The organism is Metabacillus indicus (assembly GCF_046603695.1).
In the GTDB taxonomy this organism is placed as follows: Bacteria; Bacillota; Bacilli; order Bacillales; family Bacillaceae; genus Bacillus_P; species Bacillus_P indicus.
This window is the reverse complement of sequence record NZ_CP176757.1, coordinates 1,531,968-1,548,553: the sequence shown is the minus strand read 5'-3', so window position 1 is coordinate 1,548,553 and position 16,586 is coordinate 1,531,968. Positions and strand designations below refer to the sequence as shown.

Genomic DNA, 16,586 nt, shown 5'->3' with positions numbered 1-16,586 from the left:
ATGCCCCTTCCTTTAGACAAGTTTCACAGAAAAGCAATCATTTGTGTTCGTGGTGTAATATTACACTATTCTCTATATTGTGTAAATACAACAAATGATTATTTATTTGTCATCAACATACATACTCTTTAACTAGTTTATCATCATTATAAAACCTCATCATAGAATCTGGTGTAAAAAAGGAGATTGCGTATTGAAAGCGAATACATTTTAGTGCACACAAGAACTAAAATTGGAGGGAAACGAATGAAAGCAGTCATTTCACTTTCGAACAGGCTTATGCAGCGCTACTTGCCAGACCCGTATTTATTCGTCATTATTCTAACTCTTGCCGTTTTCATCCTTGGTCTTATCTTTACGCCGTCCACCCCTCTTCAAATGGTGGAATTCTGGGGAGGAGGATTTTGGGGACTGCTCAGCTTTGCTATGCAGATGGTGCTCGTTCTTGTAACAGGCCATGTTCTAGCAAGCAGCCCGCTCTTTAAAAAGGGGCTCAGCGCAATGGCTTCCGCGGCAAAAACACCAGGTCAGGCCATCGTGTATGTAACGGCAGTATCGATGATCGCAAGCTTTATCAACTGGGGTTTCGGCCTTGTCATCGGAGCACTTTTTGCTAAGGAGCTGGCTAAAAAAGTAACAAACGTTGACTACCGTCTTCTGATAGCGAGCGCATACAGCGGATTTGTTATTTGGCATGGAGGAATTTCAGGCTCTGTTCCGCTGACGATTGCAACAGAAGGGCATTTTGCACAGGATCTGATTGGACTGATTCCGACATCCGAAACCATTTTTGCCCCGTTCAACCTGATCATTGTTGCCGTATTGTTTATCGCACTCCCGCTTGTTAACAGATTGATGATGCCGGGAAAAGAGGAGACGATATCAATTGATCCTGCTCTTTTGAATGAGACAGGCGCTGAAGCTGCTTCGCTCGAGTTTGCCTCTCACACTCCGGCTGAAAAGGCTGAAAACAGCAAAATCATCTCAATGGTCATTGGCATAATGGGCCTGATCTACCTTTTTTCTTATTTTATGAAGAATGGATTTCTGCTGAACCTGGATGTAGTAAATTTCATGTTTTTATTTTTGGGCATCCTGTTCCACGGCACTCCGAGGAATTTCCTGAATGCTGTGGCAGAAGCCATTAAAGGCACTTCTGGAATCATCATTCAGTTTCCGTTTTATGCAGGCATTATGGGGATGATGGTCACATCCGGACTCGCTGCGGTCATTTCAGAAGGCTTCGTCTCCATTTCAAATCAGCAGACATTCCCGGTTCTTGCATTCTGGAGTGCGGGACTTGTTAATATCTTTGTCCCATCCGGCGGCGGACAATGGGCGGTACAGGCACCCGTTATGATTGAAGCTGCCAAAGCACTCGATGTATCCATGCCAAAGACCGCGATGGCCGTTGCCTGGGGTGATGCATGGACGAATATGATTCAGCCGTTCTGGGCGCTTCCTGCTCTTGCCATAGCAGGTTTAAAAGCAAAAGACATTATGGGCTACTGCGTTTTTGTGCTCCTTATCAGCGGTGTCATCATTTCACTTGGATTTTTCTTTCTCTAGGGGATCGATTGTTTAAAGATGGATGCACATTTTTCACAGCACATGTTTTTATGTATAATGAATGGTGGAGTATGTTCTTACCCAGTTAAGGAGATGTTCGCATTGCTGAAATGGATGAAACGCAGAATAGTCCTGCTATTATGTCTTGCCGGTTTTGCTTCGCCATTTATCTTTATTCAATTAACAGATTGGTTTTATTACAGCTCGCTCATTGGCTGGATTCTTGGCTTTATCTGCATTTCATCCGCTTACGTCATCGTAAGCAGACGGCCGGATGAAGAACCGGCCGGAGAACAGTAATTTTCCGCAAAAAAACGGACGAAAATAATTCGTCCGTTTTTTCATGCCTTCAAAAGGCGGAGACCATTTAATATAACAAGGATTGTGCTGCCTTCATGTCCTATGACGCCAAGGGGCAAATCAAGGATTTGAAGAAAATTTGAACAAATAAGCAGGGCGATGACAGACATGGAGAAGACGATGTTCTGCTTCACGATCCGGTCCATTTTTTTAGAAAGCTCAATCGCTTTTTTCAGCTTTGTCAGGTCATTTTTCATCAGAACGACATCTGCTGTTTCAAGTGCCACATCCGTGCCTTCCCCCATTGCAATGCCGACATTAGCCGCTGCAAGGGCTGGGGCATCATTAATGCCGTCGCCGATCATGGCGGTCTGTCCGTATGTTTTTCCGAGGTTTTTCACTTCAAACACCTTATCATCAGGCAGACATTCCGCCACATACTGATCCACATTTGCAGCTTCAGCAATTGATTTTGCCGTAGATTCATTATCTCCTGTAAGCATAACGGTATGGATTCCTGCTTCTTTCAGTTCCCGTATAGCCGATACAGCGTCATGTCTTAAGCCATCCTGAAGACAAAGTACGGCTGCAAGAGTCTCCTCATTTTTTACATAAACGACTGTTTTCCCTTCTTGTGCCTTTTTCAGTCCAAATTCAGTCAGCTTGTTTTGCGGTTCATTCTGGTCAGGCTTTCCGATACTCCATTTACCGCCTTTCCATACAGCGCTCACACCAAACCCTGATTGCTCCTGAACTTCAGCCATACCAGTCTCTACATGAGGATATTCTTTTTCAACATGCTTGACAATCGCTTTTGCCAGGGGATGATTTGACTGTTTTTCAATTGAAGCTGCTGCAGACAGAACATCTGTCTCATTCATCTCTTTTAGGATCATCACGTCTGTTACTTGCGGTTCTCCCTTTGTCAAAGTCCCTGTCTTATCAAAAGCGATGACCTTCAATTTGCTCAAGCGCTCTAAATGAACGCCCCCTTTGAAGAGGAGTCCGTTTCTGGCTCCATTGGAAATGGCAGACAGTGTTGCGGGTGTAATGGATGCAACAAGAGCACATGGCGACGCAACGACCATCAGGACCATGGCGCGGTAAAAGCTTTCGCTGAAGCTCCAGTCAAGCAGGTAATGAGGCACAAACATCATGAGGGCAACTGCCGCAAGAACACCTTTTACATACGTGCCTTCAAATCGTTCAATAAAAAGCTGGGATGGTGACTTCTCAGACTGTGCGGATTGCACAAGCTCAATAATTTTCTTGAAAAGTGTTTCATCGCTGTTTTTTGTAACAGCTACTGTGATGGAACCGCTCAAGTTAACGGTTCCTGCATAGACGGTATCCTCCGTCTTTTTCTCGACCGGAATGGATTCACCGGTTATCGCTGCCTGATCGATGCTTGTTGTTCCTGAGACCACTTCCCCGTCTGTTGCAATCCGCTCACCAGGTCTGACAACAATTCTGTCTCCTACTTTGAGTTCTGACACATGCACTCGTATTTCTCTTCCGTCTTTCAGCAGTGACGCTTCTTCCGGCTGAAGTTCCATGAGTGCAGAAAGTTCTCTTTCACTTTTGTTCATTGTAAACGTTTCGAGTGCACCGCTCAGCGCAAAGATAAAAATTAAAATGGCTCCCTCTACCCAATAGCCGATAAGTGCTGATCCGATGGCTGCAAAAACCATCAGAAGTTCAACATTCAGCTTGCGGTCTTCAATCGTTTCTTCAATGCCTTCTTTCGCTTTTGCATACCCTCCTATAATGAATGCCGATATAAACAGGGCAGCTGTAAATGGGGTGTCTCCCTGCTGTGTCTGCAGGAGCCATCCGCAAAGGATCAGCAATCCCGATAGAAGTGCCGCTATAAGTTCGCCGTTTTCTTTTATTCTATTAATCACTGATTTCCCGCCATGTTCAATCGCATTTTCATTTAAGCTCATTGTAAGCCTCCTTAATTGAGAATCATAATCATCATCATTCTCTGTATAAAACACAAATGCTGCCCTCAGAGCAGCAACAGTAACCTATATATAAAGGTTTTGAACTAGTGTATGTTCTATTATAGCAAAATGTCACCGAAACTCAACTAAAAATTATTATTATTTCTATTTAATAATTATTATCATTTGAATCGTATTCCCACCGGAAATGAATTAAGGCAAATTGTTCCGATAACCGGTCTTTTTTTTTAAAAAAACTTCACTTTGGAAAAGGATTCCAGTAAAACGTGGAGAAAAAAGGAAGAAAGGAGGCGGGATAATGGTATGATTCAAGGAAAAAATGTCCTTCTCAGAAGGCTGAACCATGATGATATCCCTATATTATGGGAGTTTATATACGGTGAAAAAGATCCAGAGTGGAAGAAATGGGACGCTCCCTATTTCCCTGTCGGCTTTATGACAAGAAGAGATTTTGAAAAGGAGAAAAAAAGAGAAGCAAAAGATTTGTATTCAAATAAAATGTATATTGAAGTAAACGGACGCCTGATTGGAATGGTGACATACTACTGGGAGCATCAGCCTTCTAACTGGCTTGAGGTCGGGATTGTCATTTACGAGCCGTCCAACTGGCACAAGGGAGCAGGCACAGAGGCCTTAAAGCTCTGGGTCCGGCATTTATTTGAAAAATACAAGCTCATAAGGATCGGCCTATCCACTTGGTCGGGAAATACAAGAATGATCAGGGTGGCAGAAAAAACAGGGATGCGATTAGAAGGCAGGATCAGGAAGTGCCGATATTACAATGGCGTTTATTATGATGCCATTAAGATGGGCATGCTGCGCGAAGAATGGCTGTCTTTTTCATTGAGAAATGTATAATACCTCTTCATGATTCCCAAAATAGATAGTGATTTCTATCTATTTTCTTGGCGAGGTGAACGCTTGATGGCATTAGTTGTTATTTGCAGAAGCTGCAGCGGGTCAGGCAAGGTGAAGATACATTCTGTTCTTCCCTTATCCCGGACATGCCGTTCATGCAGCGGATCAGGTAAACTTCAGGAATTCACATACAAAAGCTGAACAGCAAAAAAAGGAAGCAGTTTGCTTCCTTTTTCCATTCTACTTTAAATTGACCAGCACATTCCATACAAAACATAACAAACCCGCGACAACTGCAAAGGAACCGGCGATGGTCAGGAAAAGCAGGCTGCTGTTTCCCGATACAGCAAACACCAGGCCGATCATCATTAATGGCAGGCCGATGTTGTGCAGCCAAAAATGAGATTTCGCAAGAAAGTGGTCCGTCAGCTCAGGAAATAAATAATACAGAATACCCGCAATGGTCAGCGTCGTCCAACCGAGAAGATTCACGTGTGCATGAACCGGCGCAAGCACATAATCATGGGCCATGGACATGTACAAACCGAGAAACAGCCCGGCAGCCAGGTACAGCACTGAAATTTTAATGGTTTTGATTCCCATATTAAAACCTCCTGCCTGGAGTTACTTCTTCCTAACTTTACGCACCTTTTTCCTCTTTAGAAATTGTCCTTTTCAATTTTTACATGAACATGCCCACAAACACAGCTGTGATGAAGCTTGCAAGTGTCCCGCCGATAATTGCCTTGAATCCGAGCTTTGAAACGAGCGGGCGTTTTGAAGGTTCGAGCGAGCCCAGTCCGACAATCAGCTGTCCAATTGAAGAAAGATTGGCAAAGTTGCATAGCGCTATTGACAGGATGGCTGTTGTTTTAGGCGAAAGCTCCTCCATCGACTTGCTTAAATCCATAAAGGCGACAAATTCATTGACTGACAGCTTTGTTCCAATAATGGAAGCCGCTTTAAATGCATCATCAAACGGAACGCCAATCATCAGGGCAAGCGGATAAAATACGTACCCGAAAATTTCGGACAGGTCCGTTCCAAGAAGTCCAAGTCCCCCGTTGACAAGGGCAAGAATACTGATAAAAGCAATCAGCAGTCCCCCGATATTAAGTGCTAGCGACACTCCGCTCACTGCACCTTCTGCAATGGCCTCAAATACGTTGGCATGCTTCGTTTTTTCCATCATCACATTGTCATTTGTTTTTGAAACTTCTGTCTCAGGTTCAAGAAGTTTGGCTGTTATCAAAGAAACAAACGGAACGCTGAAAACCGAAATCAGCAAATACTTCATCTCAATGCCCATTAACGAATATCCGACAAGAATGGCTCCGCTGGCAGATGCGGTTCCGCCTACCATGACGGCAAACAGCTCCGAACGGGTCAGATCCTTCAAGTAAGGACGGACAAGAAGCGGCGCTTCGACAAGGCCAAGAAATGAGTTGCCGACAGCGCTGAACGTCTCAACCTTTGTTGTCCCAAGCAGTCTGCCGATTGAAAGGCCGATGATTCTTACGACAAAAGGAATAATTCTCATATAATAAAGTGCGGATATAAGGGCAGAAATAAAAATGATCACTGCAAGAACATTAATGGCAAAAACAAAGGTAATGTTCGTTTCTTCCCCGTAGAATCCTCCGAATACAAATTGAATTCCCTCAGAGCTGAAATCAATCATTTTCTGAACGCCTAAAGCTGCTTTTTCAAGGATAAAGGCCCCTGCCTCTACTTTAAGGACAAACAGGATAAAAACAGTCTGAAGCAATAGTCCGATGCCGATCGTTTTCCAGTTAATGCTTTTGCGGCTGCTGCTGAGGAGCCAGCCAAGAAACAGAATGCCTGCAAGTGATAGTATTCCATATAAAATGCTCAAGTTGTATGCCCCCATTTTTCGTAATCAACAGCCGTTTTCCTTAGCGAATCATTTCGGCGGTCGGATGTCTGACCTCTTTACCAAAAAAAAAGAGACCGCAGTTCATCTCTCTACAAAGAAAGCTTGAACAATGGCCTCAATAAATGGACGATCCGTTCTTACTTTCCCTATAGTCCGGCAATTTAAGGCTGCCAGGTAGAAACTTATGGACCATATCTCCATGATTATATAAGGAAAACGTATGAAGTTATTTCTGTATTTTACGTTGGACACAGGACTTTTTCAACCCGCTCCGTTATTTGCAGACTAGAAAGTTTATTTCGAATCATCGGTAAACATTGTCTCTTCTTTTTGTCAGCCACACGGTAATGCCTATTTTCTCGCAGATTGTAAAATAGTGCATGAACGTCAGGAGCACAATGCCCGTGTTCATGCCGAGTATGATGCCGGTCATATGAAGCGACTCTCTCGAACCGAGGAAAAACATCATCGCAAACGAAACGATATGCGACCAGAGCGTATGATAAAAAGCATCTTTTACAAGCCCGAGACCTATTAAATAAGCCTGCATGGGGATGACGAAGAAGTGAAACAGGAAATACGGCCAGAGCAGTTTCAAATAAAAGGCTGCCTGATCAGATGAAAAGAAAAGACTTGTCAGGGGCTCAGCAAACAGAGAAATAATGAAAACCGCCGGAACCCCGTAAAGCATAGTAAAGGACATGGACTGCTGCAGAAGATTGCGCAATGTTTTCGTATCCTTTTGAGCATAAGCATCCGAAACAGTCGGTATAAGCATGATCATAAGAGAATGGGCAATAAATGCCGGAAAAAAACCAATCGACATCGCAACGCCAGTCAGCATGCCGAAATGCTCTGTTGCGGCTGCTGCCCCGAATCCGGCGGCCACAAGGGCTGTCTGAATCAGAAAAGGCTGGATGGCATTTGTTATCGCATGAAAAATTCTCAAGCCTGTTGTCGGCAGGGAGACAGAAAGCAGTTTTTTCCGGGCTTCTGTTCCTGTAATTGGAGTAAAGCTCCCCCGCCTGAGTGCATGCATGTGAATCATGAACATGCTTGTCAGGTAGAGAAAGACAATCAATTCGCTGCCTATAAAAGCACACAGAGCAATCAGAAGCGCCTGCTGGCTAAAGTTAAATACAGAGAAAACGCAAAGCAGAACGGTGAACTGGACGGCTTTTCTCAGAAAATTGGACACCGCGATCTTCCCCATCTGCTGCACACCCATAAAGTATCCCCGGGCAATGGATGAAAATGAGGCAATCGGGATGAGGCCGATAAACAGCCATTTGACTGCGGGATGAAAGCCATCCAGCAGCGGTGTGGCCGTAAAGAGGATATAAGTCCCTGCCAATACGGTGAATGTGACGGCAGCCGTCATTTTCAGGGCATGCTGCAGCATGCTGTAGTGAAGGACTTTCTTATTTTCTGCTATGTATTTTGAAATTGAAATGGGAAGCTCAAGACTTGCCAGAACAATCACCAAAAAGATAACAGGCAAAATGGACATATACCTTCCCATGCCCTCTTCTCCAAGCTCCCTCGCAAGAATCATATTGACGAAGAATTCGATGCATTCACTGAAAAAGGCTGCGACGATTAATAACAATGTTCCTTTAAAAAAAGAATTCATGCTGCTCCCCCCTGCTAACAGGATATGAGACAAGGCATGAAATTATTTTAGTATTTAGGGCGCTTATTCGATCACGCCTGTTTCTGTGATGGTGACAGACGGCTTAATTTTCACTGAAAGCTCAGGATAGGTCTCTTTCCAGTCTTTTTGAGTAAATCCTCTTACTTTGCTTTTGATTATATCGTGCAGTCCTAACGGATCGACATTCTGTTCCTTAAATTGCTCAATAAGCTCAAGCGACTCTTCAGCAACCACCTTCTCAAACGCTTTTTCCATCTGGTTTTTAATTTTTGGCGTAATCATTTTGCCGGTATACTGCTGGACAAAGCCGTTAATTTTTACATCTATTGTAATCTTTGAAGGGTCAGCTTTATCAAGCTTCACTTTCCTGTCTGAAGAAATCGTTTTAATAGCTACCTGGTTCTTGTCCGGAAGCTTTAAAGCATAGGATCCCTCTGTAAATTTATCAGCAATCAGTTTAAAGAAGAACAATTTTTCATTAGGAATTTCACCGATCATTTTGTCTTCTTTAAACAGGGCGAGGCCATCAATTTCAACAGAACCTGCTTCATTTTTCTTTAATATCGGCAAGTACGGATCGGAGTCATTTGAATACAGATCATACAGAAAAATATGAAGATTTGTTTTGGGGACATCCCGGTTTTCAATGTTATGCTTAATCAAATTTGAAATATAAGGTGCCGCTCCTCTGTTTCCAAACTCCGACTTCATGATTTCATTTGCATTCTCCCTGCCGACAGTGAGATAAACCCTTGAGCCTACGCTGGCATCCCTTTGAAGCGTGTCCACAAGATTTGTAATCCCCTTTTTTGCAACCTCTTCTGAATATATGACGACCGATATCTTCCCGAGCACAAGCGGATCAGATGATTTCCGCTGGAGATGGGTCAGAATGTCTTTGCTCACTTCTGTAGAGGACGTATCCTCAATAATCTCGCTTTCGACGGGGGCATCCTGTGTGTAAACAGGAATAATGACCGTGCCTTTCATCCTGTCTGAGCTCTCCATGTCATACCCGACGACTGTAATAATGTTCACATCATCAAGAATTTCTTTTTCAAGGCAGCCTGTCAAAAACAGCGGAATAAGGACTATCAGCCATTTACGCTTTTTCACTTTTTTTGCCCCCTTTTTTTAGTTTCCTGTATATAAGAGTGCATAAATAAAGCATTGGAATATAGGCTATAAAAACGTAAAATCCGACTTCCCCCAGAAATGAATTCAGCGTATTGATCTGCTCACGGCTATTCATGAAGTTGATCCCGGCATAGGTGACAGCAAGAACGATAAGGATCGTGTATTTTTGCTTAATTTTAATCAGCTGCTTCATTCCCCTGCTTGCGCACCAAAGCGTGAGACAGACATTTGGAAGAATGACAAGATTCCAGTTTGCGATGCCTATATACTCAAATCTCTCTACAAACGGCATTTCAACGATTTTCCAGATTGTAAGGGTTGCCCACACATTTTTCTGCAGCTGTTCTTCACTGAAGTAAATAATGCTGAACAGCATGATGATCAAATAGAGAAGGGTTGTTACTGCTATACCTATATGAGCCCACTTTTTTGATTTTTCGGGGTTTTTTATAAACGGATAGTACATGAACAGCGCTTCGAATCCAATAACAGTCAGAGACATGTTTTTTGTGCTTTTTAATAAATCTGTTAATGAGTGGTCAAATATCGGCATCAGATTGTTAAAATTCGCAAATTTAAGTGTGAAAAGATAGGTCAGAATTAAATAACTGGGAAGAACGACCCCAAAAAAAGCGATGCCGGCCACCACCCTGAATCCGCCGCTTAATATGTAATAAGCGAGGACGAGAAAGAGGAAGCTGTAGAGCCAGACATTTAAGTCTGGAAACATCCACACCTGGATGACTTCAATAAACGTTCTTAGTACATTGGTGGCAAGACAGGTAAAGTAAATGATGACCACAGCATTAAGAGCATTTCCTATCCATTTCCCAAAAAGCTTTTTCTGCACATCAAGAATGTTGCCTTCTTGATCTTTAAGTATCTGATAGATCAAGAACACTGCGATATGGACTGCAAGCCCTGATCCTAGGACAGCAATCCATGCGTCGTGCCCGGAATCAAGAGAAATAAAGCGCTGAAACCCGAGTACACCTACACCGAATTGCAGGGCGTGTATCAGGTAGAAAACCATATAGGGCGAAACCTGATAGCGTTCGGCAATTTTTTTCAAGTCCGGGACACCTCCTTTATGCAGTCTACTCGTCAATGTCGTGTTTCTGTTTTGCCTGTTTCGATGAGAATTTGTCCGGTTTTTTCGTTCTGAGAGCAAGCGGTCTTTTGCTTAATGTTGAAAATGGAAACCTGATGATCGCATCCTTCAAATCCCTTGCTCTTGCAGGGAAAATCGGCACCAGGAACGGACGGCCGAGCGATGTAAGCCTGAGAAGATGGGCCGCCAGAAAACAAAAGCACAATACAATGCCCAAAAGCCCGTATACCTGCGCAAAAAGTAAAAACGGAAACCTTAGAAGCCGGATTGTATTGCCCATTTTATAAACAGGTGTTGTAAAAGAAGCGAGGGCTGCCAGGGCAACGATAATAAGTAGGACATTACTTGTAAGACCCGCTTCAACAGAAGCCGTCCCGATAACGATCCCGCCCACGATGCCGATTGTCTGGCCGACTTTCGTAGGGAGCCTTGCCCCTGCTTCCCTCAATAGTTCAATTGTCAGCTCGAGAAAGAGAGCTTCCAATATAGGAGGCAGCGGAATTTCTCTCCTGGATGTTACTAGTGTGCTGAGCAAATCTTTTGGAATCAGTTCATAATGAAAAGTCAGAGTTGCTACATATACCGGTGTAACCAATATGGAGAAGGCAACCGCAAAAACTCTTATAAGCCTGAAGAAGGATGAAAGCACCCAGTTTAAATAATAATCTTCAAAGGATGAGAAAAATTCGATAAGCGTCGTCGGTCCAATCAGAACCTGAGGAGATCCGTCGACAACTACAGCTACCTTCCCTTCAGCGAGTACGGCTGCAACCCGGTCAGGCCTTTCAGAATCAAGCACCTGCGGAAACGGCGAGTTATGGTTGTCAGATATGAACTGCGCCACATATCCGCTGTCGCCAATCTGATCATAATGGATGTTTTTCAGTCTTTGTATAATCGTGTTGACGTTTTCTTCATCTGCAATATTATCAATATAAAGAACCGCTGTTTTGGTTTTTGACAAGTCACCTATCTGCAGTTCTTTAACACGCAGCTGCGGCACCTGTATCCGTTTGCGGATAAGATTTATATTAAACTCGAGCGCCTCGACAAAGGCTTCCTTTGGCCCTACTACACTGAACTCCACTTCAGGGAGAGAAATATCCCTTGCTTTATTCAGGGTTGATCTAAGAAGCGCACAGGGCGTCCCGTATTCTGTCATGGAAATAATGACATACCCTTCAAGCAGCTTTTCTGATATAACATCTGTATCGATCGTTATGATGACTTCTTCTATTGGCACAATCTCTTTGAGCTGAAGCAGACTCGTCCATTTTTCCTTAAGCAGCGGCCCTAATATACTTTCATGCAAAAGTGTCGGATCCACTACTGTCCTAATGTAGGAAATCCAGAATTTCAGCTCTTTTGCATCGTGCTCAAATTGAACAAAATCAGATGACGATTTAAAGCAGGTGATCAGTTCAGCCATCGATTGTTTTGGTTTTCCGTTTTCCTTCATCATCTCGTTCATTTGTCTCACCACGTTTCATGCTCATTCTTTCCCTTATATTTCCTCCCCCGGCAGGATTTATTCGAATGAGCAAAAAAACTCCTTTCCGCTTAGGAAAGGAGTGAAGAAAATTTATTTTGCAAAGACATGGTCACCAATTGTAAGCGTAATTTCTCTTGAACGGATCCAGTCACTTTCGGCCGTGACAGGATTGTAGAAGTAGACAGCTTCATTGTCCATTCCCTGATAAGCGAGCGCTTCCTGAACAGCTTCTTTTGATTCTTCATCTGCCGGCTCGTTAATTGCACCGTTTTCTACAGGAGAGAATGCATAAATGCCTGATACCTTCTGATAGATAACATCTGTGATAGAGTCCGGGAAACGCTCATCTTCTACCCGGTTTAAAACGACCGTTGCAACTGCCACTTTGCCTGCATATGGTTCACCTTTTGCTTCAGCATGAACAATGCGTGCAAGCAGATCCTTCTCTTTATCTGAAATTGATTGAGGAATCTGAAGCTCTTCCCCAACGTATAATAAATGTCCGCTTTTATGATTTAAAGACTCAATATCTTTAACAGAAACTCCGTGTTTTTTTCCAATCAGCCAAAGTGTATCGCCGTGCTGCACTTTATGGCCTTCTGCAGCCTGTGCCTTTTCGAAGCCGAATAGGGATACAGTCATCGCTGAAATTAAAGTAAAGAACGCTAATTTTTTCATATGATGTAGACCTCCAGTTGTATAGCATCCAAATTTGCCGGATGAACATTTTAATCTGTGAAGCACATATATAAGCCTAACAGGTTTATTTACGCTCTTCATTGCCAAAAAACTGGAAATACATCCAATCCGGTTCCACACCAAAGAAATTAGGGCATTTCCCCTTTAATGGTCATGCCATTCTCCTCATTCCCCGCACATCACAGAGGAATCCGGTTCACATCCGTCTCTGTTCTTGCATGATTTCGCCGGTATCGGCATTTTACCGGACGGCAGCCATTTCCTATGATGAAGATACCGCGGAATACCCTTGAGAGAGCGCTCCCTTCAGAAATGGATGCACCATGGACGATTTCACGTTTGCAGAACTTGAGAAACAATATAAGCCAATGATTTACCACAATATTAAAAAGCTGTGCATTACCCGTAACCATGATGAATTTTACCAGGCAGGCCTTATTGCCATTTGGAAAGCTTCAAAAACATATGATCCGGAAAAGGGATCATTTGAAACGTACCTTTATACAAGTATTAAAGGCTCTATGCTGAATGAAATGAATAAGCAAAATAAAAACAAGGATTTGACCGAATCAGATGTGATGGAACACATGATGATTTCCGATGATCCATCAACTTTAAAGGATATGGAAGCCATGATCTTGGCGAACTGCGACATCCTCACCAAACATCAGCAGATCTGGATGATATCCTATTGCCTGAAGGAAAAAACAATCAGTGAAATTGCCGCAAGTGAAAATACCACTCCCGCAAGTGTCAAATCATGGAGAAGAGGCGCAGTTAAGAAGCTCAGATCTCTGAGTGCTGAAGAATGGAAAGAGAGATTTTGGGTTCAGTCAAAATAAGAAAAAAAAAGAAGCCGTCTGTCGCGACGGCTTTTTCAGCTTCTTGGGGTCTCGAGATATTTGTATACAACACTTCCGCCCTGCTGGGCAATGCCGCGGAAATGCTTGAAATCGTCCCGTTTAACAAGAACTTCGCGAAAAGGGAGAAATGAGTCCTTTTGTACATGATATTCATTCATTTCCCCGGTCTTCAGCGAATCAAGGACTTCATTTGCGAGCTGCTTATCCATAAGTACCTGATTCCTCCTGTTCGTTCATCATTGCAAGTTTACTAAGGAGGAGGGCGCTTGTCCAGCGCCTTTATGAATACACTTTTGACAGAGCTTCATCCATATCCGTTTCCCCTGAGAGGATTTCAAATGTCTTATTTTTAAGTTCATCTTTTGTAAGGGCTGCAATAAGGACAGCCGCCACGTCTTCTCTCGGAATGCTTCGGCCTTCTTTTTGATTAATTTTATCCGCAGCTTCGATTTTGCCTGTGCCGCGTTCATCGGTAAGAGCGCCGGGCCTTACGATTGTATAGGACAAATCTGAACCTCGCAGGTACTCATCCGCTATGGCTTTTGCCATGAAATACTGCTCCATATCTGATGGTCCTGCCGTCGGGTTGTCTGTCCCCATCGAACTGAGCATGACAAAATGTTTGATTCCATGCTTTTTAGCTTCATCAATCAGGTTTTTGGCTCCTTCCTGATCAACTGAAATTGTTTTGTCAGGTCCTGTTTTTGACCCTGAGCCCGCTGCAAAAATGATCGCATCTGCAAGGTGTACGGCGTGCGAAACGTCACCTTCAAGGTCACCGACAACCGTTTGGGCCCCAAGTTTTTCTAGCTCCGGCTCCTGTTTCGGATCGCGCACCATGGCAATCGCCCGATGCTCACCCTCTTTTGCAATTTGTTCGATAAGAAGTCTTCCTGTTGTTCCATTTGCTCCAGCTATAAGTACATTCATTCTAACCAACACCTTTTTAAGTAGTATGCTTGTACTTTTCCCGGGTACAGGGAGGTTTAAACAATGAAACTGTTCAGGCAAGAACGTGATGGGGTTTGAGCCAGTCCGTCAGCTGCTCGAACTGCTTCTCGGCATCCTTTATACCCTGATTGTAAAGTCTTTCGAGCTTGACAGGGTTTCGCTCGATTCTGTCCACTTCCAGCTTTTGCGATGGCCGAATCACAAATACGTTCCCTTTTTGCTCTTGTTCTTCAATATAATCAAGTGTGCTGTTGTATTTTTCGTAGCGGGCGAGCATCGCATCTGCAAGAAGCGGGTACTGTTTAAATGAACGTCTGACCATCCATTCCATACTGCTTTTTTTCTTCCGGTAATCTGCATTTCTCGTAAGGATGACCACATTCCTCACATTTCCGTCCTCTTCAGACTTTTTAACCGGAATGGAATCGGCAATTCCTCCGTCAAGCAGCTTCCTGCCCCCGTACTCAATCATGGGAGCGATAAACGGAAGAGAGCTTGATGCACGGAGCAGCGTCAGAATGTCCATTCCGGCGTCTTTTTTATCATAATAGACAGCTTCTCCCGTCACACAATCCGTTGTTCCTACTATAAATGTCTGATTGCTTTTTAAGAAAGCATCATAATGAAAAGGCACGAGCTTATTGGGGATTTCATCGAATATAAAATCCATTCCAAACAGCTGCTTATGTCTGATATAATTTCCGAGCGATAAATAGCGGGGGTGGCTGACATACTCGATGTTTACAGTTTTGTTTCTTCCCCTTTGCCTGGAAACGTAAGAAGCGCCCATACATGCCCCGGCAGAAACTCCAATGACATAAGGAAAATACAATTCTTTTTCCATAAAATATTCAAGCACGCCAGCGGTATAGACTCCGCGCATGCCTCCCCCTTCTAGGACAAGTCCTGATGAAACCACGTTGATCCGCCTCTTTCCATGCTGATTTTATCCTACTATAACATGTTCGGCACTTGCTGTTCATCCAATCTGCCTGCCTGTTTTTTCGAAATTCTTGCACAATTTTGTCTGAAAGCCTTTACTTACCTGTAAAAATAATGTTAAATAGTCCTAATGGGGGATCTGTATAGAGAAGGAGAGAGGAAATGAAAATCGCTAAAGTAGGCAATGTGATTGAATTCAGAGACGGTTTACGCGGAATCGTAGAGAAAGTTAATGAAAATTCAGTGATTGTAGACTTGACGTATATGGAGAATTTCCGAGATTTGGATCTTGAAAGACGTACGGTCGTCAATCATAAAAATTATAAAATCGTGAAAGAACAACTTCACTAAGAAAATCGGAAGCACCTTGCTCAGCTCCGAAGGACAGAAAAGGATTTGGCGAAAAAGCCGGGGTTGCTTTTTACGCCGGATCCGTTCTGGCCGAGGAGTTAGGCGCTGGAGCTGGCATCAGCACAAAAAAAGATATACTATCTTATCTCTTTAAAAGAAGCAGCCTGGAAGAGTTTTATCTTTCAGGCTGTTTTTTACGCTGGAGCTCATGAGGAAGCTCTTTTTAACCAATACTACTCTGTAACGACTAAATGAGGTGACCGCCATGGATTTCCGTTTGCTGACACTGGAAGACACTGAACAGTACAGAAGTTTGCGTCTGCAGGCACTGGAGGAGCTGCCGTTTCATTTTGCCTCTGCCTATGAAATTGAAAAGAAAAAATCAATTGAAGAACTGATGGATGAAATCAGGCCATCCGGCTCTCAATTCATTGCAGGGGCGTTTTCCGGCAGGGAGCTTACCGGCATAACCGCGTTCAAGCAGGAGCCTCTTCATAAAATGAAACACAGAGGACAGATCCTGAGCATGTACATATCCCCTTCTGCCAGAGGAAACGGCGCGGGAAAAAGCCTGCTAACGTATCTTTTGGACCGCATAAAAGAAAACCCTGCTATTGAAAAAGCAGACCTTGCAGTGGGAGCTGAAAATAAAGGGGCCATCGCCTTATACAGGTCTCTCGGCTTTGTCCAGTACGGAGAGTATGCGAATGCTTTAAAGGTAGACGGAGAATACGTTGATGAGCTTTATATGACACTGGCGTTAAAAACAGAAAAAATCCGCTGAAAGACAGCGGA

17 protein-coding genes and 1 riboswitch are annotated in these 16,586 nt (G+C 43.5%); of the genes, 6 read left to right on the top strand and 11 right to left on the bottom strand.

Translation table 11 applies throughout. The features are described from left to right. The first annotated feature begins 246 nt into the window (after positions 1-246). Positions 247-1,569 carry a short-chain fatty acid transporter gene (locus ACK1LH_RS07700; RefSeq protein WP_282033377.1) on the top strand — a complete coding sequence of 441 codons (1,323 nt, stop codon included), beginning with the start codon at positions 247-249 and terminating at the stop codon, positions 1,567-1,569. Between the two features lie 102 nt (positions 1,570-1,671). Further along, positions 1,672-1,869 (top strand): hypothetical protein, encoded by a 198-nt coding sequence (locus tag ACK1LH_RS07695; protein ID WP_051827047.1) that lies wholly within the window; start codon positions 1,672-1,674, stop codon positions 1,867-1,869. 41 nt (positions 1,870-1,910) lie between these two features. Here the strand turns inward: ACK1LH_RS07695 and ACK1LH_RS07690 are convergent, their stop codons facing one another. Then, positions 1,911-3,815, bottom strand: a complete 1,905-nt coding sequence (locus ACK1LH_RS07690; protein WP_029565459.1) for a heavy metal translocating P-type ATPase — start codon at positions 3,813-3,815, stop codon at positions 1,911-1,913. A 324-nt stretch (positions 3,816-4,139) separates the two neighbouring features. Here ACK1LH_RS07690 and ACK1LH_RS07685 point away from each other — a divergent pair, with 324 nt between their 5' ends. Further along, on the top strand, positions 4,140-4,694 hold the full coding sequence (locus tag ACK1LH_RS07685; RefSeq protein ID WP_411334906.1) for a GNAT family N-acetyltransferase: 555 nt from the start codon (positions 4,140-4,142) through the stop codon (positions 4,692-4,694). 240 nt (positions 4,695-4,934) lie between these two features. Here ACK1LH_RS07685 and ACK1LH_RS07680 read toward each other — a convergent pair whose 3' ends face one another. From ACK1LH_RS07680 to ACK1LH_RS07650, 7 genes are all read right to left on the bottom strand, one after another. Continuing rightward, positions 4,935-5,297, bottom strand: a complete 363-nt coding sequence (locus ACK1LH_RS07680; protein WP_029281698.1) for a hypothetical protein — start codon at positions 5,295-5,297, stop codon at positions 4,935-4,937. A 79-nt stretch (positions 5,298-5,376) separates the two neighbouring features. Then, a complete protein-coding gene (locus ACK1LH_RS07675; protein ID WP_203290055.1) occupies positions 5,377-6,570 on the bottom strand; it encodes a NupC/NupG family nucleoside CNT transporter in 1,194 nt (397 codons plus the stop codon). A 150-nt stretch (positions 6,571-6,720) separates the two neighbouring features. Further along, a riboswitch (purine riboswitch) is annotated at positions 6,721-6,822 on the bottom strand. A gap of 73 nt (positions 6,823-6,895) precedes the next feature. Further along, positions 6,896-8,224 (bottom strand): polysaccharide biosynthesis protein, encoded by a 1,329-nt coding sequence (locus ACK1LH_RS07670; protein WP_411334905.1) that lies wholly within the window; start codon positions 8,222-8,224, stop codon positions 6,896-6,898. 63 nt (positions 8,225-8,287) lie between these two features. After that, on the bottom strand, positions 8,288-9,361 hold the full coding sequence (locus ACK1LH_RS07665) for a Ger(x)C family spore germination protein (protein WP_029565455.1): 1,074 nt from the start codon (positions 9,359-9,361) through the stop codon (positions 8,288-8,290). Beyond that, positions 9,348-10,454 (bottom strand): spore germination protein, encoded by a 1,107-nt coding sequence (locus tag ACK1LH_RS07660; RefSeq protein WP_029565454.1) that lies wholly within the window; start codon positions 10,452-10,454, stop codon positions 9,348-9,350. Before ACK1LH_RS07660 ends, ACK1LH_RS07665 begins: the two co-directional genes overlap by 14 nt. Positions 10,455-10,479: 25 nt before the next feature. Beyond that, positions 10,480-11,955, bottom strand: coding sequence for a spore germination protein (locus tag ACK1LH_RS07655; RefSeq protein ID WP_051827163.1), 1,476 nt, complete (start codon positions 11,953-11,955; stop codon positions 10,480-10,482). Between the two features lie 120 nt (positions 11,956-12,075). Further along, positions 12,076-12,663 carry a cell wall hydrolase gene (locus ACK1LH_RS07650; protein WP_282033372.1) on the bottom strand — a complete coding sequence of 196 codons (588 nt, stop codon included), beginning with the start codon at positions 12,661-12,663 and terminating at the stop codon, positions 12,076-12,078. A 344-nt stretch (positions 12,664-13,007) separates the two neighbouring features. Here ACK1LH_RS07650 and ACK1LH_RS07645 point away from each other — a divergent pair, with 344 nt between their 5' ends. Continuing rightward, positions 13,008-13,526 carry a sigma-70 family RNA polymerase sigma factor gene (locus tag ACK1LH_RS07645; RefSeq protein WP_411334904.1) on the top strand — a complete coding sequence of 173 codons (519 nt, stop codon included), beginning with the start codon at positions 13,008-13,010 and terminating at the stop codon, positions 13,524-13,526. Between the two features lie 35 nt (positions 13,527-13,561). Here ACK1LH_RS07645 and ACK1LH_RS07640 read toward each other — a convergent pair whose 3' ends face one another. The 3 genes from ACK1LH_RS07640 to ACK1LH_RS07630 form a co-directional block, all read right to left on the bottom strand. Further along, positions 13,562-13,756, bottom strand: a complete 195-nt coding sequence (locus ACK1LH_RS07640) for a hypothetical protein (protein WP_411334903.1) — start codon at positions 13,754-13,756, stop codon at positions 13,562-13,564. A 70-nt stretch (positions 13,757-13,826) separates the two neighbouring features. Beyond that, on the bottom strand, positions 13,827-14,477 hold the full coding sequence (locus ACK1LH_RS07635; protein ID WP_342826204.1) for an SDR family oxidoreductase: 651 nt from the start codon (positions 14,475-14,477) through the stop codon (positions 13,827-13,829). A gap of 73 nt (positions 14,478-14,550) precedes the next feature. After that, positions 14,551-15,417 (bottom strand): patatin family protein, encoded by an 867-nt coding sequence (locus ACK1LH_RS07630; protein WP_411334902.1) that lies wholly within the window; start codon positions 15,415-15,417, stop codon positions 14,551-14,553. Positions 15,418-15,602: 185 nt separating this feature from the next. Between ACK1LH_RS07630 and ACK1LH_RS07625 the strand changes: the two genes are divergently transcribed. After that, positions 15,603-15,791 (top strand): YkvS family protein, encoded by a 189-nt coding sequence (locus tag ACK1LH_RS07625; RefSeq protein WP_029281718.1) that lies wholly within the window; start codon positions 15,603-15,605, stop codon positions 15,789-15,791. A gap of 265 nt (positions 15,792-16,056) precedes the next feature. Next, complete coding sequence (locus tag ACK1LH_RS07620) at positions 16,057-16,575, top strand: GNAT family N-acetyltransferase (RefSeq protein ID WP_029281720.1); 519 nt, start codon at positions 16,057-16,059, stop codon at positions 16,573-16,575. Positions 16,576-16,586: the final 11 nt, after the last annotated feature.